This is a genomic window from Nocardia jejuensis NBRC 103114 (genome assembly GCF_001613145.1).
In the GTDB taxonomy this organism is placed as follows: Bacteria; Actinomycetota; Actinomycetes; order Mycobacteriales; family Mycobacteriaceae; genus Nocardia; species Nocardia jejuensis.
The window spans coordinates 17,361-37,200 of record NZ_BDBU01000007.1; the positions used below are offsets into that span (position 1 = coordinate 17,361).

15 protein-coding genes and 1 pseudogene are annotated in these 19,840 nt (G+C 69.1%); 4 read left to right on the forward strand and 12 right to left on the reverse strand.

Features of this window, described 5'->3' with window-relative positions:
* The first annotated feature begins 24 nt into the window (after positions 1–24).
* Together NJ1_RS06150 and NJ1_RS06155 are read left to right on the forward strand one after the other, a co-directional pair.
* Positions 25–867 (forward strand): alpha/beta fold hydrolase, encoded by an 843-nt coding sequence (locus tag NJ1_RS06150; RefSeq protein WP_169813094.1) that lies wholly within the window; start codon positions 25–27, stop codon positions 865–867.
* The gene (locus NJ1_RS06155) at positions 864–3,239 is read left to right on the forward strand and encodes a beta-glucosidase (protein WP_067688627.1); all 2,376 of its coding nucleotides are present in this window, start codon (positions 864–866) and stop codon (positions 3,237–3,239) included. The genes NJ1_RS06150 and NJ1_RS06155 overlap by 4 nt, the downstream gene beginning before the upstream one ends.
* Before the next feature lie 61 nt (positions 3,240–3,300).
* Here the strand turns inward: NJ1_RS06155 and NJ1_RS06160 are convergent, their stop codons facing one another.
* From NJ1_RS06160 to NJ1_RS06210, 11 genes are all read right to left on the reverse strand, one after another.
* Positions 3,301–4,338 carry a phosphatidylinositol-specific phospholipase C gene (locus NJ1_RS06160; protein WP_067688630.1) on the reverse strand — a complete coding sequence of 346 codons (1,038 nt, stop codon included), beginning with the start codon at positions 4,336–4,338 and terminating at the stop codon, positions 3,301–3,303.
* 152 nt (positions 4,339–4,490) lie between these two features.
* Entirely contained in the window at positions 4,491–4,961 is a 471-nt protein-coding gene (locus tag NJ1_RS06165) for an FHA domain-containing protein (protein WP_245717237.1), read from the reverse strand.
* Between the two features lie 233 nt (positions 4,962–5,194).
* On the reverse strand, positions 5,195–6,499 hold the full coding sequence (locus tag NJ1_RS06170; RefSeq protein ID WP_067688636.1) for a vWA domain-containing protein: 1,305 nt from the start codon (positions 6,497–6,499) through the stop codon (positions 5,195–5,197).
* On the reverse strand, positions 6,496–7,605 hold the full coding sequence (locus NJ1_RS06175; RefSeq protein ID WP_084477797.1) for a PP2C family protein-serine/threonine phosphatase: 1,110 nt from the start codon (positions 7,603–7,605) through the stop codon (positions 6,496–6,498). The genes NJ1_RS06170 and NJ1_RS06175 overlap by 4 nt, the downstream gene beginning before the upstream one ends.
* Positions 7,602–10,178 carry a serine/threonine-protein kinase gene (locus NJ1_RS06180; RefSeq protein ID WP_245717238.1) on the reverse strand — a complete coding sequence of 859 codons (2,577 nt, stop codon included), beginning with the start codon at positions 10,176–10,178 and terminating at the stop codon, positions 7,602–7,604. The genes NJ1_RS06175 and NJ1_RS06180 overlap by 4 nt, the downstream gene beginning before the upstream one ends.
* Positions 10,175–11,356: a hypothetical protein gene (locus NJ1_RS06185; RefSeq protein WP_067688643.1), complete on the reverse strand. Its 1,182-nt coding sequence runs from the start codon at positions 11,354–11,356 to the stop codon at positions 10,175–10,177. The genes NJ1_RS06180 and NJ1_RS06185 overlap by 4 nt, the downstream gene beginning before the upstream one ends.
* Before the next feature lie 6 nt (positions 11,357–11,362).
* Positions 11,363–12,331 carry a glutamate ABC transporter substrate-binding protein gene (locus NJ1_RS06190; protein ID WP_067688646.1) on the reverse strand — a complete coding sequence of 323 codons (969 nt, stop codon included), beginning with the start codon at positions 12,329–12,331 and terminating at the stop codon, positions 11,363–11,365.
* Positions 12,328–13,590, reverse strand: coding sequence for a GlnX family signal transduction membrane protein (locus tag NJ1_RS06195; RefSeq protein ID WP_157573783.1), 1,263 nt, complete (start codon positions 13,588–13,590; stop codon positions 12,328–12,330). The genes NJ1_RS06190 and NJ1_RS06195 overlap by 4 nt, the downstream gene beginning before the upstream one ends.
* A 471-nt stretch (positions 13,591–14,061) precedes the next feature.
* On the reverse strand, positions 14,062–15,033 hold the full coding sequence (locus tag NJ1_RS06200) for a DNA polymerase domain-containing protein (RefSeq protein WP_067688652.1): 972 nt from the start codon (positions 15,031–15,033) through the stop codon (positions 14,062–14,064).
* Between the two features lie 74 nt (positions 15,034–15,107).
* Positions 15,108–15,458 (reverse strand): hypothetical protein, encoded by a 351-nt coding sequence (locus tag NJ1_RS06205; RefSeq protein ID WP_067688655.1) that lies wholly within the window; start codon positions 15,456–15,458, stop codon positions 15,108–15,110.
* 102 nt (positions 15,459–15,560) lie between these two features.
* Positions 15,561–16,064 (reverse strand): nitroreductase family deazaflavin-dependent oxidoreductase, encoded by a 504-nt coding sequence (locus NJ1_RS06210; protein ID WP_067688658.1) that lies wholly within the window; start codon positions 16,062–16,064, stop codon positions 15,561–15,563.
* A gap of 333 nt (positions 16,065–16,397) precedes the next feature.
* Here NJ1_RS06210 and NJ1_RS06215 point away from each other — a divergent pair, with 333 nt between their 5' ends.
* The gene (locus NJ1_RS06215) at positions 16,398–17,078 is read left to right on the forward strand and encodes a TetR/AcrR family transcriptional regulator (RefSeq protein ID WP_245717239.1); all 681 of its coding nucleotides are present in this window, start codon (positions 16,398–16,400) and stop codon (positions 17,076–17,078) included.
* Positions 17,079–17,263: 185 nt separating this feature from the next.
* Positions 17,264–18,586 carry a lipase family protein gene (locus NJ1_RS37840; protein ID WP_084477798.1) on the forward strand — a complete coding sequence of 441 codons (1,323 nt, stop codon included), beginning with the start codon at positions 17,264–17,266 and terminating at the stop codon, positions 18,584–18,586.
* Positions 18,587–18,606: 20 nt separating this feature from the next.
* Here NJ1_RS37840 and NJ1_RS06220 read toward each other — a convergent pair.
* Positions 18,607–19,821: pseudogene (locus NJ1_RS06220) on the reverse strand (PucR family transcriptional regulator); the annotation flags it as partial.
* Positions 19,822–19,840 lie beyond the last annotated feature (19 nt).

The window sequence follows — 19,840 nt, forward strand, 5'->3', positions numbered from 1 at the left end:
GGGCCGTACGAGGAAGGAATGCCGATGAGCCGGATCCCGATCAGACCGATCACGTTGCAGGGTGGAGCCGGAGCGCTCGCCGCGTGGGAGGCCGAGCCGCCCTCGGGCACGCAGACCCTCGGCGTCGCCGTGCTGGTTCCGGGCTTCACCGGTTCCAAGGAGGACTTCGAATTCCTGCTGCCGCTGCTGGCCGATGCCGGCTATCGCGCGGTGGCGTACGACCAGCGGGGGCAGTGGCAGTCCGCGGGACCGGACGACATCGCCGGGTACACCATGGCCGATTTCACCGCGGACCTGCTCGGCGTCGTGGACCAGGTCTCGCCGGGCGAGCCGGTGCATCTGGTCGGTCACTCGTTCGGCGGATACGTCTCGCGCGTGGCCGTGGTCGCGCGGCCGGATCGGTTCCGCACCTTCACGCTGCTGGCCTCGGGGCCGTCCTCGGTCGAGGACATCAATTTCCCGCCGCCGCAGATGGTCGCGGCCTGGGTGGAAGCGGGCGGGCAGGAGGTCATCTGGGAGCAGATGAGCGCCGCCATGACCGCCGCGGGAACCGAGTTCTCGCCTTCGCGCGCGGAGTTCCTGCACAACCGGATCCTCGCGACCCGCAAGGGGAACATCCTCGGCATCCTGAAGGTGATGGAGCAGCCGCCGATCGAGGATCCCGCGCAGCTGCGCGCGGCCGGAGTGCCGCTGCTGGTCGCCTACGGCGACACCAACGACCTGTGGAACCCCGAGGTCCACGAAAAGTTCGCGGCACAGCTGCAAGCTGGAACCGCCGTCTATCACGGCGTCGGGCATGTGCCGAACGAGGACGTCCCCGAGCAGGTATCCGCGGATCTGGTGAAATTCTGGAGGCAGAACGCATGACCGACCGTATCGACGAACTGCTCGCGAAACTGGATCTGCCGGCCAAGATTCGGCTGATCTCGGGCGCGAACTTCTTCCGCCTCGCGGGTGACCCGAGCATCGGACTGGCCGAGATGCCGGTGTCGGACGGACCGTCCGGAGTGCGCGGTGAACAGTGGGACGAACGCGATCCCTCGGTGAGCCTGCCCTCGGGCACCGCGCTCGCCGCCACCTGGGATCGCGAACTGCTGAGCGAGATCGGGGCGCTCATCGCGGCCGAGGCGCGGCGCAAGGATGTGTACGCCGTGCTCGGGCCGACCATCAACCTGCATCGATCCCCGCTGGGCGGAAGGCATTTCGAATGCTTCTCCGAGGACCCCATGCTGACCGCCGAGATCGCCGACGCCTATGTGCGCGCGGTCCAGGCGCACGGGGTGAGCGCGTGCCCGAAGCACTATGTGGCCAACGACTCCGAGACCGATCGCTTCACCACCGACGTGCTGGCCTCGGAGCGCACGCTGCGCGAGCTGTACCTGTACCCGTTCGAGCGGTCGGTGCGAGCCGGAGCGTGGATGGTGATGTCGGCGTACAACTCGGTCAACGGCACCACCATGACCGAGAACGACCTGCTGGACGAGCCGCTCAAGGGCGAGTGGGGCTTCGACGGCGTCGTAGTCTCGGACTGGACCGCGGTGCGTTCCACCGCCGGAGCCGCGAAGGGCAACGATCTCGCGATGCCCGGACCGTGGGAGTTGTGGGGCGCGCCGCTCGAGGAGGCTGTGCGCAAGGGTGAGGTGCCCGAATCGGCTATCGACGAGAAGGTCCGCCGCATACTGCGATTCGCGCAGCGGGTCGGGGCGTTGAACGGAACACCGCGGCAGCCGGAGCCCTTCACCGATGCGGCCGCGCAGCGGCTGGTGCGCGAGACCGCGGCCAAGGCGATGGTGCTGGCAGTCAACGACGGCACGCTGCCGCTGGGCACGCCCTCCCGGGTGGCGCTGCTCGGATCCGCCGCCGCCGAACCGCGATTCATGGGCGGCGGCAGCGCGACGGTGATTCCCGCGCACACCACCTCGCCGCTCGAGGGGCTCTCCGCGGTGCTTCCGGTGGTGTACACGCCGGGTGTGCACCTGAGCGAGAACATGATTCCGGTGCCGCTGGATCTGGTCACCGATCCGGAGACGGGTGCGCCGGGACTGGCGCTGCGCTATCTGGACGGTGAGACCGTGCTCGACACCGAGCATCGCACCGCGGGCAACCTCATGCTCTTCGGCAATGCGAATGCCGTGCGGGCCAAGGCGATCGAGCTGCGTGGGCGGTTCCGAGCCGACGCCGCCGGGGACTGGCGGATCGGCTTCGCCGGTGTGGGCACGATGAGTCTGTCGATCGACGGCGCGAGCGTGCTCGAGGAGAGCGTGCTGCCCGCGGGCGGTGATCCGGTCGAGATGCTGCTGAATCCGCCGCAGCGCTTCGTGACTCGCACTCTCGCCGAGGGCGAGGAGGTGGATGTGCTGGTGCGGATGGTGCCGGGCGGCGGATTCCCCGCCATGGGCATCACGCTGGCGGTGGGCCGTCCGCGCCGGGCCGCCGACGAGGAGTTCGCGGCCGCGGTCGAATTGGCGCGCACATCCGAGATCGCGGTGGTCGTGGTCGGCACCACCGAGCAGATCGAGTCCGAGGGTTTCGATCGGACCGACCTGCGACTCCCGGGCCGTCAGGACGAGTTGGTGGCGGCGGTGGCCGCGGTGAATCCGCGCACCATCGTGGTGGTGAATTCCGGTTCGCCCGTGGAGATGCCGTGGCGAGAGGACGTCGCGGCCGTGTTGCTGACCTGGTTCCCGGGTCAGGAGTTCGGCGCGGCGCTGGCCGATGTGCTGACCGGGGCGGTCGAGCCCGGCGGGCGGCTGCCCACCACCTGGCCCAAGACCATCGGCGACGTGCCGGTGCGCAACACCCGCCCCGGGAGCGATCATTCGCTGCCGTACGAGGAGGGCGTGCACATCGGGTACCGGGCCTGGCTGAAATCCGGTGTGGCACCGGCGTATCCGTTCGGACACGGCCTCGGGTACACCAGCTGGGAGCTGCGGGACCTGACGGTGGAGGGTCGTACCGCCACCGTCACCGTGCGCAATACCGGCGATCGAGCGGGCCGCCAGGTGGTGCAGGCGTATCTGTCCCGCGCCGAGAGCGCGGTCGATCGTCCGGTGCGCTGGCTGTCCGGATTCGCGCTGGTCGAGGCGGAGGCGGGCGAGACCGTCACGGCCACCATCGAATTGCCGCGCCGCTCCTTCGAGCACTGGACGGACAAGGGGTGGGCCGTGGAGCCGGGAGGGTTCGAATTGCACGTCGGCACCTCGGTGAACGAACTTCCCCTCACCGCCGTGATCGCGTAGTGGGTTCCGGGTCCGCACCCGACGTGCGGACCCGGGCTCCATCGGCGCGCGGCAGCGGGTCTCAGCCGAAGTTATTGTCCAGCAGTAGATCCAGGGCATCGGTGTGCAGATCGGGAAAGTCCATCGGCACGATGCCGTAGTGCGCTCGCTGGGCGCGGTGCTCGGTGAGGTAGTTCGCCACCTCGGGCAGGATGGCGGCGGCGTTGTCCCGGGGCCAGGCGTTGTCGGCGTAGCTGGTGAAGTTGATGTACATGAGGGCGTTGTCGGGGTCGGCGGCGGCTTTGTCCAGGCAGTCGCGGACGTAGGAGAACTTGTCGCCGCCGGAGGAACCAGTGGCGGAGCCGGAATCCGTGGATCCGGAATCCGCTGAGCCGGAACCTGATCCGGAGTCCAGTCCCATCAGGCCCCGGCCCTTGTATCTGTCCTGAAGGTAGATGCGGTCGTTCGAGAAGACGCCGTTGTCGCCGCCCGGCCACCGCAGGGCCGGAAGCTGATTGGCGAACTGTGTGATGAGCACGATCCGCCCGCGCGCCTCGCCGAGCGCGGGGAAGCGGTCGCCGATCCAGAACAGCGGCCGGTAGCCCTTGGCGTCGAGATAGCCGTCGAAGATCGCCGCGAAATTCGCGCCGACGTCGTTGCGGGTGCCGTCTTCCTTCTTGAGGCGCATGATCAGCACCTCGTCGGGGTTGCGCGCGAGGAAGTCCCGGCACTGATCGAGCACGCCGTCGAAGGTGATGCCCTGGTAGGCGGCCGCGTGGTAGACCCCGAACGAATCGCTCATGTGGTCCTGCAGGCCGTTGCATCGGATATCGAGAAATCGGATGCCGTGCGCGAATTGCGCTGGGAGTGACCAGTTCTGGGTGTGCGACCATTCGGTGCCGTTGGCGGCGCTCATGGCGCAGGAGTCGTGGGTGCCGGGGATGGTGAGGCGCAGCAGAGAGGTGGTGTCCGGCAGCGCCGCCATCCAGGTCTGCGGTGCGATCGCGCGCCGCAGCGGGCGGGGTGCGGCGAACGCGCCGGGGGAGCCCAGGCCGGTGGTCACGAGCCCGGCGGCGACCGCCAGGGTGGTCCGGGCGAAATCACGTCGGGTCAGTCTCATTCAGGGTCCTCGTTCTGCGATCGGCGCAGACGGGGCACGCATGCGCGCCGGGAGCCTAACTTGGACAGTGGACCAACAGTGCGGGTTTTGTGGAATCCCCCGACAAAACCCGCACCCGCTCGCGAAAGGCTTCATCGCCCTTCGCGGCCGCGTCAGGCCGGTTCGGTGGTGAGGGTGATGGTGGTCCAGCCTCCGACGTGGATGCGGTCGCCGGGTTGCAGGGAGATCGGGGTTTTGGCGGGGACGGGGTCGGGGCTGTCGTTGAGGCAGGTTCCGTTGGTGGAGCCCAGGTCGGTGAGGGTGACGGTGGTCGAGACTATGCGCAGGATGGCGTGGGTGCGGGAGACCGCGATATCGACCGGGGCTATGCCGAGGTCGATGTCGGGGTGGACGCCCTGGGCGTCGCTGTGTTTGCCGATCAGGATGTCGGTGCCGCGCAGCGGGATTCGGCGGTGAGGGTAATAGTCGGGGAATTCCAGGCGTTCGGCGTCGGGGCCCTTCTGGGCGAGCATGCGCTCGTAGTGGGCGCGATCGGCGGTGATGGTGGCGATCCAGACCGTGGTGCCGCCGCCCGAGCTGGTCGGGGATCCCGCGGTCGTGGTGTGGGAAGTGCTCCCGCCCACGGATTCCGCCGTTGCCGCGCCGGTGGAGGGGTGGTCGGGTTGAGGGCGCACGGGTGCGGGGAGGGCGGTGTCGTGGCCGCAGTCTTCGCAGAAGCGCCCTTCGACGGGTGCCCCGCAGACCGGGCACTGGGCGAAATGGTCTGGTGGGGGCGACTGTTCAGAGGTGATGGGGGAGCCGCAGGTGTCGCAGTAGTCGGTGGCTACGGACGGGTGGCCGTCGGGGCAGGTCGGCATTACGCATCGCCTTCCTTTCTCACCCGGGCGGTCTTGCTGCTGCGCACGTCCAGGGCCATCTCGTCGGCGGGGTCGACGGAGGAGCGAATGCGGGCGGTGCCGGTGCGCTCGTCCACCTCGACCACGGCGCGCAGCAGTTTCGCGGTGTTGTCGTTGCCGGATTCGGCCGCGAGTTGCACCGCGCGTTGCAGCTTCGCGGTGGCGGTGGCCAGATCGCCCTGTTTGCGGGCGGCCAAGCCCTCCTGCACGACCTGGGCGAGTTCGGCCTGGCCAGTGTAGTGCGCGACCCGGCGGCTGATCCGGGCGGACAGTTCGGTGTCGGTGGTCCACACCGCTTTCACCAGGCCCTGTCCGAGAACGTCGTCGCCCGCGATCACCGCGACTCGGGCGGCGAGCTTCTCGCGTCCTGGGGCCGCGGGTTCCAGGTCCAGCTTCACGTGGTACTCGCGCTCCTCGGAACCCCATGAGCCGAGCGGATATTCGCCGATCTGCGCACCGGCCTCGGTGCGCCGGGCGGTGAGGTCCTCGATGGTGGGGGAGACCTGTTTGACGAAGACGATCCGGGCACCCACCGGCGTCCACACCCGCAGGGTCAGCTCCGGGATCGTCTTGCCCATCGAGCTTTCCATCATCGCCGCGAAATCGGCCGCGAGCAGATCCGGTGTCTTGACGATATCGACCGTGCCGTGCAACGCCGAGGCGATCGCGCGCAATTCGTCCGGCTCCCAATCGGTTCCGACGCCGCGGCAGTCGCAGGTGAACATGCCCTCGGACGCGCTGATCTCCTGCGCGAGCCGCTCGGAGGTCTCGTGCTCGTTGCGGCCGTCGGTGAGCAGGATGGCGTGCACCATCGCACCGCGATGGTGCTGCGCGATGATGCGCGAGAGGCCCAGCCAGGTGCCGATCGCGGTGCCGCCCTGAGGCCGCAGCTTGTCCAGCGCGTGCCTTGCCGCACTGCGGGTGTGGTGATTTGCCACGGCCGAGGAGGCGTCCTTCGGATAGACCACCTCGGCCTTGTCCGTGCCCTGGACGATCGCGAACTTCGTGCCGTCGGCGAGCACGTCGAGCGCTGCCAGCGTCGCACGGCGCGCACCGGCGAACTTGTCCTGCGCGGCCATCGACCCGGAGCAGTCGATGATCAGGATCTCGACCCGTTGCCGCGGGGGCGCGGAGACCGCGATCCGATCACCGGTCTCGACGGTGACGATCGCGTCCACGATGCGCGCGCCCTCGGCGAGGTGCTCGTTCTGATCGACGGCGACCTCGATGCCACCCGAATTACCGTTGCCCGACGGTGAACTCATAGCGTCTCTCCCGTGGGCACGGAGAAGGGCAGGGGTACGAGTGCCACGGTGATGTTGTCCTTGCCACCGGCGAGCAGCGCGTGATCGACCAGCGCGCGGGCCGCGTCCATCGGCGCGTGCGGGGTCGCGATGCGGGCCAGGTCGGGCGCCTCGGGCAGGTAGTTCCACATGCCGTCCGAACACAGCAGCAGCACACCGGGTTCCGTGGCGTGCAGCGTCTGCACGCAATTCGCGGACCACTTGTTCTCGCTGTCCGCGCCCAGCCAGCGGGTCAGCACGTGGGCGTGCGGTGCGTCCATGGCGTCCTCCTCGTTCATCAGGCCGGTCTCCACCATGGCCTGGGCGAGGGAGTCGTCGACACTGAGGCGCTGCGACTCGTCCGGGGCGGGAGTGAGCCAATAGCCCCGGCTGTCACCGACATTCGCGACGGTGATTCGCGCCCCGCCGGTCGGGTCGAACTGCACGATCGCCGAGACGTAAGTGCACGAGGGGGAGCGGCCGTCGGGAGTGCCGACGTCGGTGACCGCCCGCGCGGCGGCGGCGAGACCGGCCATCACCGATTCCTCGGCGGTCTTGTTCTCGGCCAGAGCGGTGAGGCAGGCATCGACGCCGGTGCGCACGGCGGTACCGGAGGCCGCCTGCGGATCCTCGGAGGTGGACACCCCGTCGCAGACCGCGATGACCACGGTGGCGGGAACGCCCGGGGCGCGGTCGACCACGGACGCGGACACCGCGTCCTCGTTGCGCGCGTGGCTGATACCGCGATCGGTGATCACGAACACCGCTCCGAGGTCGGCCTCGAACCGGTCGCGCTGCGGGCCGAGCTGACCGCAGGCGGCGCAGTAGCCGTCGGTGTCGAAAGTCGTTGCGCCACATCCGTCGCAGGCGGCCTTCGTGGTCGCGTCGTACGACATGGTGGTGCCGGTGTACGGGACTTCGCCCGCCGCGTTCAGCTCTGCCACCGGCATGGTGGTCGCCTCGCGGGAGGTGCCCCCGGTGAACGGCGGCAGTGCGATCCGGCGGACGCCGAGCTCGCGCCCGCACTCCTCGCAGTATCGGTCGGTGGCGGCGGCGAAGGTTCCGCAGGCCGCGCAGCGCGGGGTCACAGCGTCGTCCTCGGACGCACGGTGTTGGCTTGTTCCACGAGTGCTATTCGTTCCCATATGTCCTCGGTTTCATGTGCGAGGTCCCGATAACAGCGTTCCACACCGGTCCGCACCCCCTGTTGGTCGAGAGCCACTCCCAGCAGCGGGCTGTGGCCGGCGGGTACCCGGCCCAGGTGCAGCCATTGCAGCGCCGCGCCGAGAACCCGCATGCGTGCCTGTGCGGCACGACGTTTGGAGTCGATGGTGAGCCGTTCGATCCGGTCTCCGGCATCGCGGAGCAGGGTCTCGGTCAGCTCACCGGGACGTTCGACGGCCAGCAGCGTGTCGACCGCGGTCACCGCCGCTTCGGTGTACACGGCGGAGGCCGGATCCACCTGATCCAGGACCGCGACCGCGCCCTCCCGGTCGTGCGCGGCGCGGCGCAGTCGCGCCAGGCCGAAGGCGGCGCTGGTGAAGGATCGATCGGTGCGCCACACCGCCTCGTAGTACCTGGTGGCGCGTGCCGCGGCCGCGGCCGCGTCGGGCGCCTCGTGCGCGATGAGCTCGGCGGTGACCGCCAGCGCCAGCTTGGGCGCGGGGTCGCCGGGCAACGCGCTGTAGAGCTCCTCGAATTCCGCGGCCGCGGCGGGCCAATCGCGCTGGAGCAGTCGGGCCTGCCCCCGGAACCAGGTCACCCGCCAATCGCCCGCGAGGGTCTCATCGAGCTGGTCGATGCGGCGCAGGGCATCGAGGGCGTCGCCGAATTCCAGTGCGGCGCGCAGCATTCGGAGTGGGATCTCGACCGACTCCTGCTGTCCGGTCACGACCGAGCGCAGTCCGGCGGAGATCTCGCGTTCGAGATCCGCGGGGGTCACCGCGCTGGTGGAGGCCAGCAGCGCGGCCCCGCTGTCGTTGGGGTCGATGAGCGGAACCGGCAGTGCGGCAATGATCTTCGCCGGATCCTGCGGCGGCGTCTCGCCGACACCGAAGATCGCGCGCGGCGGGCCGAATCGGGTGGACAGGCCCGGGCGCGGCAATCCGTCCTCGGTCGAGAGCACTTCGCGCAGTACGCCGGTGAGCTGATCGCCCATCTCGGTCATCGAGGTGAATCGGGCATCCGGATCCGGATGCGTTGCCCGGCACAGGAATCGGTACAGCGACTCGTGCCGTGCCAGGAGCGGTTCGCTCGCACGATCCGGGAGTCTGCCCAGCCGTCCGTTCTCCTGCGGGATCCGCATCAGCAGCACCGCCAGGGTGCGCCCGACGGTGTAGACCTCCGAGGCGATGGTCGGACCGGTCTCGGCGATCTCGGGAGCCTGATAGCCGGGCGTGCCGTAGATGGCGCTGTGCTCGTCGTCGATGGCGATGACCGCGCCCAGATCGATGAGCTTGAGCTGCTCCTCGGTCTGCATCACGTTGTCCGGCTTGAAATCGCAGTAGGCCAGATCGCGAGAGTGCAGATACTCCATCGCGGGCAGCATCTCCAGCACGTAGGCGATCGCCTGGGCGGGCGGCAGGTAGTCGCCCTCCGCGTCGCGGTGGCGGCGCAGCAGTTGCTTGAGCGAGGTGCCGCCGACGTACTCCATCACGATATACCCGACGGGCACGCCGTCCGGGCCGAGATCCTCGGTGAAGTTGTAGATGCGCACGATGTTCGGATGATCGACCTGGGACAGGAACCGGCGCTCGGCCACCGCGGCCCGCATGGCGTCGGCGTCCCCGGTGTTGAGCAGGCCCTTGAGCACCACGGGCCGGTCGTTCACCTTGTGATCGACCGCCAGGTAGATCCAACCCAGGCCACCGTGTGCCAGTGGTCCGAGCACCTCGTACTGCCCGCCGACCAGATCACCGCGAAAAAGCTTGGGCGTGAAGGAGAATCGGGCGCCGCAGTTGCCGCAGAAGCCCTCCGAGCGGCCCGGCTGCCCGTCGCGGCTGCGGCCGACCGGTTGATCGCACGCACCGCAATAGCGTTGGTGCTCGGGCACGGTCGGGTCGGCCAGCACCGCGGTGGCCGGATCGATCGGCGCGACACGCGGGACGTTCACCATGCCCGCGCCCAACCGGCCGCGGGTGGCGCCGGAGGAGGTCGAGCGGCCGGTGCGCACCGAGCGACTGCCGGTGCGGCCGGTACGCGCGCCGGTGCCGCCGGAGGTGCTGCTCACCGCGGTCGCGGCGGCGGCCCGTGCCTCGGCCGAGGTGGATACCTCGGTGGTGGACCGCGCGGTGTCCGGAGACGGTCGCGCGGTGTCCGGAGACGGCGCGGTGCCGCAGGTATCGCAGTAGCCGTCGGCGATCGTGCCGCCGCAGCCGGGTTCGGCACAGCCGGCCGGAGGCGATGCGGAGGTGGACGGGCCGGGTGCGGGCGCGGGCAGACCGGGTGCGGGTGCGGTGCCGCAGGTGTCGCAGTAACCGTCGGTGATCGCCCCGTCGCAGCCGGGTTCGGCGCAGGTGGTAGCGGCCGGGGTGGGTCCGCCTCGTGCGGGACCTGGCTGCCCGGGTGGGGATGCGGTCGGGCCGGGTGCGGGTGCGGTGCCGCAGACGGTGCAGTAGCCCTGGTCGATGGTTCCGGTGCAGCCCGGTTCGGTGCAGTTCACGGTTGCCTTCCCGATTTCTGCGCGATGAGTTGGCGGTAGTCCGTGATGGCGCGGGTGACCGCGGCCAGATCGCACGGTGTGCGATCCAGCAGTCCGGCGGCGATGCGGCCGGAGGCCAGCACGTCGCGATGCTCGCTGACCCCCAGCCGCGCGGCCTTGGCCCGATATCCCGAGAGCCGGCCGCGCAGTTCGGCGCGGCGGTCCAGAAGTCCCTGTGCGAGTTCCTCATTGGCGGTCGCGAGGGCGAACGCCTCGGTGAGGCGGCGGCGCAGCTCCCACAGCGCGACCGGATCGGCCGGACGCGCGTGCAGAGCGGTCAGTTCGGCGCTGAAGGCGGCGGCGACATCCGGCTGCCGGGGGAGCGGACCGGACACGATGGCCCGCTCGACCGCGATTCGGGCGCGGTGCGCGCGCTCGCAGACCTCGAGCAGCGCCTCCACTCGCACTCGCAGCCCGCCGACGGCGCCGTCCCAGTCCGCGCCGATCTCGGCGAGTTCGGTGCGCAGCGTGCGTGCCCCGCGCATGCGGGCCGAGAGATCGGTGAGCCGATCCTCGATCTCGGTGGCGCCGAGTCCGAGCGGATCGGTGGCGGCGCGGGTCACCAGGTCGGCGATATCGGCTGCGAGCGCGCGCAATTCGGGGTGTGCGGCGCCGACCCGCTCGAGTTCGGTCTGCAGCGGCGCGGTTTCGGACATCACCCGGCTGTTCACCGCGTCGACCGCCTCGAGCACATCGACGATCATCGGGAACGCCGAGCGCATGCGTTCGAGCATGTCGGCGAAGCCGGTGCACACCACGTGCTCGCCGGGACCGCCGAGTTGCCGCTGTCCCATCGGAATCGGCGTGCGCGCCAACTCGATCGGCTGACCGCGCAGCAGCGTGGTGAGCTCCTCGCGGTCCAGGGCGTCGATGCGGCGGCGAGCGCGCGCGACCCTGACTCGTTCGAGCAGCGTGCGCAGCCGGGTGAAGTCCTCCCACATGGAGTCCAGGGCGGTGCGAGCGGGTGTCCAGCGCTGTTCGGTGCGGCCGGTGGGTGGAAACCGGCGCAGCAGCAGCAGGCCCGGATGTTTGTCCAATTCGACCATGGTCGCGGCAATGGCGTCGATTTCGGCTGCCCGCGAAGTGATTTCGCGGTCGATTTCGGCGAAGGTGAGAATGTGCCCGGAACTCTCTTTCATCGCGGCTCAGTCGAGATATCGGGGAGCGGGCGGAGCCGGTGCGGGCCCGAGCACAGCGAGTCGCGTGGTGTAGATCCGCTGCCACGTACCGTCGTTGCGGACCCGGTCGAGCACGCCGTTCACGAAGCGCACGAAATCCCCGGCTTGTTTCTGCACGCCGACCGCGTAGGCGTCGAAGGCGAGTGGGTCGCCGACCACTTCCAGATTGGGATCCTGTGCGGCCAGACCGTACAGAATCGGCGCATCGGTGCTGATCGCGTCGACTTGTCCCTGCTGCATGGCGGTCAGGCAGTCCAGCCAGTTCGTCATGCCGATCACCCTGGGGTGCTGGGGAATCGAGAAGACGGCCTCGAGCGTCGTGGTGCGGAATACTCCGCAGACCCGTTTCCCGGCCAAGTCGGCGGCGGATCGGATTCCCGAACCCTTGGTCGCCAGCACACGCTGTTCGGAAACGAAATACGTACTGGAGAACTCGATATCGCGGCGACGCTCGCAGGTCGCGGAGAAGGTCTGTACGACAATATCGACCTCCTTGTTCTGCAAGGCGAGCGCGCGATGTGCGGATTCTATCGGGTACAGCTCGACCTTATCCGGATCGCCGAACAAATCGCGGGCGATCTCCCGGGCGATATCGATATCGAATCCCTCGATCTGACCGGTCGTCGGATTCCGGTAACCGAACAGGAACTGGTTCTGATCCACCCCGACCCGGAGTTTTCCGGTGGCGAGAATCGCCGCCATGGTCGACCCGGCGGGCATGACCCCGGGCGCGGGCTTGACGCCCGGCCGCAGACTCGCGGTGGGATTGCAGGAGTCGTCGCCGCGCTCGTTGGGCGTGGTGGTGATCTCGCTCGCGCCGGGTGGTAGCGGGTTCTCCGCGGCCAGTCGCATGGGCGGCGCGGAGGGCGGCCCGCCGCACGCGGTCGCCACCACCGCGAGCGCGGCCACCATCAGCATGCGAACGCGCGCCTTCACAGGAACTCCTTCAACCGCGGCCACACTCCGAGGCCGATGGCCGCCGCCGCGGCCACCATGAGGGCGAACGTGCCCAGCGAGATCAGCGTCAGCGCGTCACCGGCGCCGTCCGCGCCGTCGCGCACCTGGGCCCGAGCCTGTTCGAGCTCGGCGCGCAGTGACTCGTCCAGTGCGTTGAACCGCGCGGCGGATGTGGTGTCGCCGCTGCCGACCGCCTGCTGGACCGCGCCCTTGTAGTTGTTGCTCCGGTAGGCCGCGACCTGTGTTTTGTGTCCGTCCTGCCAGCTCGTGAACGCCTGCGTCGCCGCCGAATCCGGTCCGGCGGTGGCCAGCAGCCGGGTCCGCAGATCATCGATGTCGTTGCCGAAGCGCTGCTCGCTCGCATCCAGATCGCCGCGGATGATCAGTTGCAGCGTCTCCTCGGTGCGCGCCTGCTGAGCGAGAATGCGTGCCCGGGACAGGGATTCGAAGCGGGTGGTGGCGGCGGAGTCGATGGTCGCCCCGGCCGCCACCTCGGCGATGACGATCCACAGCATCGCCAGCAGGGTCACACCCGCCGCGGCGGCGACTCCGGGATTGATCCAGCGATTGGTGCGGCGCAGCAGAACTCGCGATCCCGCCCCGCAGGCGAGCAGGAACAGCATCAGTACGACGAGGCTCGACCACGGCAGCCCGGAGATAGCGTTCTGGTCCTCGCGCAGCTGCGCCAGCCTCGACTGCTGGAGCTCTTCGGCGTTCTTCAGCACCGAATCCTGCATGAGCGCCGAGGCCTGGCGCAGATACGCGGAGCCGACCGGCAGGCCCTGGCGGTTGTTGGCCCGCGCCGCCTCGACCAGCCCGGTGTAGGTGGGCAATTCGGCGGAGATCCTGGCGACGATCTGCCGGGTATCGGCATCGGACGCGCCGGTGGTGGCCTCGGCCAGCGCGGCCGCCGCATCGGCCAGCGACTGCCGGTATTGCGTGCGGACTTCCGGGGATTCGATGCCACCGGAAAGAAAGGCGGTGGAGGCCGCGGCGTCGGCGGCCGAGAGCGCGACGTACAGCCGTTGCGAAGCATTCGCCAGCGGCTCGGTATGGTGCAGAACGGTATCGCGCCGGGAAGTCTTGTCGCCGAGCTGATTCGAGCAGACAAGTCCCGAAATCAGCGCCAGGACGATCAGTCCCGCTCCCATCGCACCGATCGCGCCCGGCGCGGTACGCGCGAAACGCCGCGACCATACCGCAGCGTTGCGGATGGCCGCCGGTAGCCGACTCCTCACACCGTTCCCCCGTTCGACCGGCTCTGCGCCCCGTAGGCAGATCGTACGGGAGCCGCGCGGGTTGTGTCGATCGTGAAAGGACCGGTCGGAATTGATTGGCGAGAAAGATATTTCGAATGTTCGACCGCGCTGTAGCGGCGCGGGAAAACCTGTTTCCAGGACCGGTGAGGTCGGGGAAAACCCCTGGCACATAACTCTGTTCGGATGATATAGCGCAGGCAGCGGGAGCCGGTCCGTGAACAAAAGAGTCGGGCCGTCGTTCGGACCGATCGGTCATAAACGTTCGGTCATCCGGCGCTGCCCGTCGGAACATTTGGGACTGAAGTGATGGGTGTGGCTTCCGGTATCGGAAACCGAAACTCGATTGCCGCCGCGGGGTTTCGTACGGTTCGAGACTCCGTGCGAGTGCGGAGTGTGCTGCCCGAGAGGTGAATGGTGTCCCGGCGGCGGTGCTCGGGGGCCTCGGCCGGATCAGTCGACCGGTGGCTCTTCGGCCTTGCGGCGGGTGCGGGCGCGGCGTTTGCCCTCGTGCATGGCTTGCACGCGCGCGACGGGAATGGTGTGGCCCTCGGCGAGTAGATCGTCGGGCAGGGACTGCGGGGTGGGCATCTCCTGGACCCAGGAGTTGTTGTCGGCCAAGAGTTTCGGCGCGGTCCGGATGGTGAAGTCGGCGGGCGTGACCGACGGCAGGTCGGCCCAGGCGACGGGAAAGGACACGGGGGTGCCGGGGCGGATGCGGGGACTGTAGGCCGCGACCACCGTTGCGCCGCCGGCCCGGGTGGAATCGAGGAAGACCTTGCCCGCGCGATCCTCGCGGATGAAGGCGGTGGTCGCCAGCGCCGGATCCAGGCGTTCGGCGCGCACCGCGATGGCGCGAGTGGCAGCGGCGGCGTCCTCGATCGGGGTGCCGGTGCGGATCGGAACGATGATGTGCACGCCCTTGGCGCCACTGGTCTTCACCGCACCGTCGAGGCCGTCGGCGATCAGGGCTTCGCGCACGAGCTGCGCCGCGCGGACCGCGTGCGAGAAGTCCTGCCCCTCGGGCGGATCGATATCCAGCACGAGATGGGTCGGGCCTTTGCCGAAGTCCGCGAGCAGCAGCGTCGGGTGGTACTCGACCGCCCGCTGATTGCCGAACCACAGGAGTGTGGGCAGGTCGTCACACAGGGCGTACGTGACCTCACGGCGGGAGCTCTCGGCCCAGAGCGTCACCCGATCCACGAAATCGGGAGTGTACTTGGGCAGGTTCTTCTGCATGAACGGCTCTTGGCCGGGGCGCACGCGAACGACCGACAGTGGGCGCCCGCGCAACTGCTGCACGAGCCGATCGCCGACCACCTCGAAATAGTCGATCAGATCACGCTTGGTCGCGCCGGCCCCGTCGAACATCTCGACATCGAGGTTGGTCAGTCGAACGCCTGCGCGAATCTCTTCGGCACCCATGGCCCCACCTTGCGCTACGACGGGACCCCGGTCAACCAGGCGGGCCCATTGCCGCTGAGGCGAGTCGGCGCGCCTCAGGCCGCGGCGGCGTGCTGGAGCAGGCGGCGCACCGCGTCCGGATCGGCGACGTCCACGACCACCCGCGTGAAGTCGGTTCCGGCGAGCTCGATTCGGACACCGCGACCGTCGAACACCGTGTCCCAGAACTCCTTGCGGCCCTTGCCGCGGAAGATGCCCGCCGCGATCACGCCGGGGAAGAAGGTGCCCGGCGCGCGTACCCACGGCGGACGCAGGTCGACGCCCGCGTCGGCCACCTCGGTGACGTTGGCCAGATCGAAGCTCACCTGTTCGCGCAGGGACAGGAATCTGTGCGCACCCAGCACATGGACCTTGACCGTGGTTCCTACGATCTCGAGTTCGACCATCGCGCACCTGCCCCTCGCCGGAATCCTCTGCTGCCACCAGAGTGCCCCGCGTACCTGGTCACAACCTGTGGCGATCCCAAGAGTTCTCTCAGGTTCGAGGGGTCAGCTCGTGCGGCGCTCGCGCGCGGGCTCCGACCTGCGCAACTCGAAGATCCGGAATTCGCGGTGCCCGGACAGCTCGTACTCCATCTCGTAGCCGGGCCAGAACTCGACCGCGTCGTCCCAGGCGAGCTTGCGTTCGATACCCGTCAGCTCGTGCACGGTGACCTCCGATCGACGTCCGCGGAACATCACGACGGCGGTCTCGGCGGCGCGCAGATTCGTCGTCCACACCGGATGTTTCGCACTGCCCCACCCCGAGCCCATCACTCGGAATCCGTCGTCGATGGGCATGGTCAGCAGCGAGGTCGTGCGCGGCAGCCCGGATTTGCGGCCGACCACCGTGATCTCCAGCGACGGCAGTCCGGCGACGTCGAGCACTCCGCGGCGTCCGCGGGTCACCCAGCGGATCATTCGCTCCAGCCACATGACGAGGGGTGCGGCGCGCATGAGCCAGCGCTGCTGCGCGAGCTTCCGGGCAAGAGGGGGCAGGGGATTCGGTGCCATGGCGGTCCTCACGAGGGAATCGGATGTCCGGGCGCGGCACCGAGCCTCGGCGGTATGTAATTCCACGTTCGCACAACCTGGGCCGGACGTCGAACGAACCGGAAAACAGTGCGAATGCTGGGACGAAGTTTCCGCTGAGTGGGATTCGCGCCGAGAAATACAGCACCGGATGTTAATCGCCGGACAGTGATTGCCGACGCATTGCCGGAGACGTGGAGTGTCGTCTGGGACGGATAGGGTATGCACCATGTCGACCACTGCGTGAGTGGTCGCGGTGCGGGAGCTGTCACTGCCGGGCCTCGGACGGCGGTGTGGAAACCTATTGTGTGGAGCGTGATCGTGGAAGCTATGGGGGAGTCGGGCCCGCTGCCGAAGGGGCGGCACGGTCTGACTCGGGAACAGGTGGTGACGTCGCAGTACTCGCGACTGTGCACCGCTGTTCTGGAGGCGGTGGGCGAGCTCGGGTACGCGGCCACCACCGTCGCGGACATCGTCACACGGGCGCAGGTGGCGCGCCGCACGTTCTATTCGGTGTTCGGGGGCAAGGACGAATGTTTCGCCGCCGCATACGATCTCGCGGTCGGATCGGCGCTCGAACAACTGCAGGAGACGGTCACCGGACTGGTCGGGGTGAGTTTCGAGGATCGGGTGCGGATCTCGTTCGAGATCTACCTGCGCGTGCTCGCGGTCGAGCCCGCCGCGGCGCGGGCGCTGTATATCGAGACCCTGGCCGCCGGGCCGGGATTGGTCGAGCATCGGGCGCGGGTGCACGAGCGGTTCGCGGATTACATCCTGGCGGTGGTCCGGGTGGGCGTCCGTGCGGGAGAGGTGGACTCCGAACCGGATCGCCAGCTGATCGACATGCTGCTGGGCGGTATCGACGACCGGGTGCGGGCCTGCCTGCACACCCGGGGCGCGGCGGCGCTGCCGGAATTGGCGCCGCTGTTCGCCCGCACGGCCGTCACCATCGCCAGGACCTCGTCCCGCGAGGGTGTCGATCACCACAACGCGTGATCGGAGTACAGAGGTCCGCGGTGTCTTCTGACACAGGGGTCGTGACACAGCGCACGTGACGCTCCTACCGTCACAAGCGAATTCGAAGCGTTCCCAAGCGTGCGGCCCGCCTCCGGGCAGATCGTCGAATTCGTGACCGGCCGCGCGCGGCCATCGGTGCGTTCCGTCATTCGAAGGGGAATCCCATGACCATCGATCGTGCGGTCGACACGCCCGTTACCGCAGCGGAATCGGAGTTGTCCGCGCGCCCGGTGCTGCCGTCGCAGGACCCGTTCTACCGTTCGCCGATCGATGCCGGGTCGGTGCCGCCGGGCACCATCCTGCGCACCCGGCAGGTCCGGCTCGGGTTGTTCGGTGTGATTCCGCAGCGGGTCCGGGCCTGGCAACTGCTGTACCGGACCAGCGATCTGCACGGGGTCCCCGAGGCCGCGGTCACCACGGTGCTGCTGCCGTGGGATGCCGATCCGGCCGAGCCCCGGCCGCTGGTGTCGTTCCAGTGCGCGATCGACGCGGTCGCCCCGATGTGCTTCCCCTCCTATGCCCTACGGCACCGGGCCCGGGCCCTCGGCGCCATCCCGCAGATCGAACTTCCCCTCATCGCCGGCGCACTGACCCGCGGTTGGGCGGTGTCGGTTCCCGACCACGAGGGGCTCGAGGGGCGGTTCGGCGTGGCCCGCGAGCCGGGCTATCGAGCCTTGGACGCGGCCCGCGCCGCACTGCGCTTCGCACCGCTCGGGCTGGGCCCGCGTACTCGAATCGGGTTGTGGGGGTACTCCGGTGGCGGTCTGGCGACGACCTGGGCGGCGGAGCTGGCGGCGGACTACGCGCCGGAACTCGATATCGTCGGCGCGGTCGCGGGATCTCCGGTGGGGGATCCGGCGGCGGCGTTCGTGCGGTTGAACGGCACGCCGTTCGCCGGGTTCGCCATGGTCTTCACCGCCGGGCTGCGCCGAGCGTATCCGCCGCTGGACCAGAACGTGCGCGCGCTGGTGTCCGAGGACTATCAGAAGCTGCTCGCGCGCACCGAAGACACCGCGACCATCCCGCTGCTGGCCAAATTCGCGGGACGAAATGCCGACCGGCACATCAGAGGTGGGCTGGGAGCCCTGCTGACGCGGCCCGAGGTGCGCGCGGTGCTCGAGGATATCGAGCCCGGTGCGCATGCCCCCGCCATGCCGCTGTTCGTCCTACAGGGCGTCAACGACGAGGTGATCGCGGTGAGCGATGTGGACGCGCAGGTCGCCCGCTACGTGAGCCTCGGTGCGCACGTCCGCTACGTGCGCACCCGGCTCAGTACTCACCTGCCGCTGCAGTTCACCGCCGCCCCGGTCATGGTCGACTGGCTCGCCGACCGGTTCGCCGACCGCCCCCTGGATCCGCCCGGCACCGAGACGGTGTGGACGGTGGCGCTGTCGAGGAAGGCCCTGTCCGGGCACGCGGCCTTCGCCTCGCTGTTCTGGAAAATGTTGTCCGGCTTGCCGATTCGGGCGTGCTCGGAATTGCGATAGCTGCGGGCCACCAGGGCCGAGCGCAGATACCAGACCCCGGAGGACTGCGCCGGGTCGAATCCGGTGAGCTGTCCGATGCGCTTGAGCCGGTTGTCGACGGTGTTGATGTGCACGCCCAGTAGCCGGGCGGTGCGCTGGCGGTTCATCTCGTTGGCGATGTGGCGGCACAGCGTGTCCAGCAGTTCCGGGTACTCGTCCAGCGGATCCAGCAGTGCGCCGAGGTATTCCCGGCCCGGTCCGGGCCGGGTGAGCTGGTACTCCATGGCCAGATCGTCGAAACGGTAGAGGCCGGGCTCGAATTGGAGCCGGTGCACCATGTCGAGGAGTTCGTGCGCGCGATCGGCCGCCTCCGGGATCTGCGAGGTCTCCGATCGGACGATGGTGGCGGTGATGGATACCTGTGCGGCGGTGGACAATCGGGTGATCAGGGCGTCGAGTTCGTCGGCGTGGGCGCTGCGCGCGGGCAGCAGGATGGTGCCGCCGTCCGCGCCGAGCAGCGAGAGGGCCTGTCCCGCACAGGAATCGGCCAGCTGGGATTGGATGCGCCGCAGCTTGCGCCGGGCCACCACCCCGGAGTCGATCGAGGCGTCGAACTCGCCCGGATGCGGCGGAATGCTCACCGCCAGTACGAGATAGGACTCGTCGATCTCCACCCCGCCCGCCCGCGCCATGGTCGAGGTCGGATGTCCGGCCAGCAGTGCCGAGGTGACGGTGTGCACCGCGGTGTGATGCTCGGCCGCCACCGCTCGGTGTTCGCGAACGTAGGCGACGGCGAAGGCGGAGTCCACCATCGCCATCACCTCCATCAACCGCCGTGCGGTGACCGCGAAACGGTCGAAATCCGCCGCGGTGGTGGATTCCACGATCAGATCGAAGCCGAAGGCGAGGCCGTCGTGCACCGCCCGGTGGATGGTGCCGATCGGAATGCCCTCGCGCGCCCAGTCCGCACCGGCGCGCTGCAGGCGGGTGATCTTGGCCGACACGTCCCGGCCCTCCAGCACTCCGGCCGCCAGTTCGAGGCAGATGCGGGTGATGGTGGTGACGTCCCCGCGCAGGGCATCGCCGGGCAGGGTGCCGCACGGTGCGACGTGCTCGGCGAAGTGCGCGACCAGTCGGCGCGAGAGCGCGTGAATGTCCTGTGGCGGAATCGAGAACGCGGCCGCGGAGGAGCCGGTGGCGCGGGGGACCGAAGGTACGGCATGCTGTGTCGTTACAGCGGAACCTCGACTTGCCATGCGCCACTCCCACACTCAG

Excerpts from the sequence above, each read along its gene's own strand:
- NJ1_RS06150 (WP_169813094.1), top strand. The coding sequence starts at position 25 with ATGAGCCGGATCCCGATCAGACCGATCACGTTGCAGGGTGGAGCCGGA.
- NJ1_RS06155 (WP_067688627.1), top strand. The coding sequence starts at position 864 with ATGACCGACCGTATCGACGAACTGCTCGCGAAACTGGATCTGCCGGCC.
- NJ1_RS06160 (WP_067688630.1), bottom strand. The coding sequence starts at position 4,338 with ATGAGACTGACCCGACGTGATTTCGCCCGGACCACCCTGGCGGTCGCC.
- NJ1_RS06170 (WP_067688636.1), bottom strand. The coding sequence starts at position 6,499 with ATGAGTTCACCGTCGGGCAACGGTAATTCGGGTGGCATCGAGGTCGCC.
- NJ1_RS06185 (WP_067688643.1), bottom strand. The coding sequence starts at position 11,356 with ATGAAAGAGAGTTCCGGGCACATTCTCACCTTCGCCGAAATCGACCGC.
- NJ1_RS06200 (WP_067688652.1), bottom strand. The coding sequence starts at position 15,033 with ATGGGTGCCGAAGAGATTCGCGCAGGCGTTCGACTGACCAACCTCGAT.
- NJ1_RS06205 (WP_067688655.1), bottom strand. The coding sequence starts at position 15,458 with ATGGTCGAACTCGAGATCGTAGGAACCACGGTCAAGGTCCATGTGCTG.
- NJ1_RS06210 (WP_067688658.1), bottom strand. The coding sequence starts at position 16,064 with ATGGCACCGAATCCCCTGCCCCCTCTTGCCCGGAAGCTCGCGCAGCAG.
- NJ1_RS37840 (WP_084477798.1), top strand. The coding sequence starts at position 17,264 with ATGACCATCGATCGTGCGGTCGACACGCCCGTTACCGCAGCGGAATCG.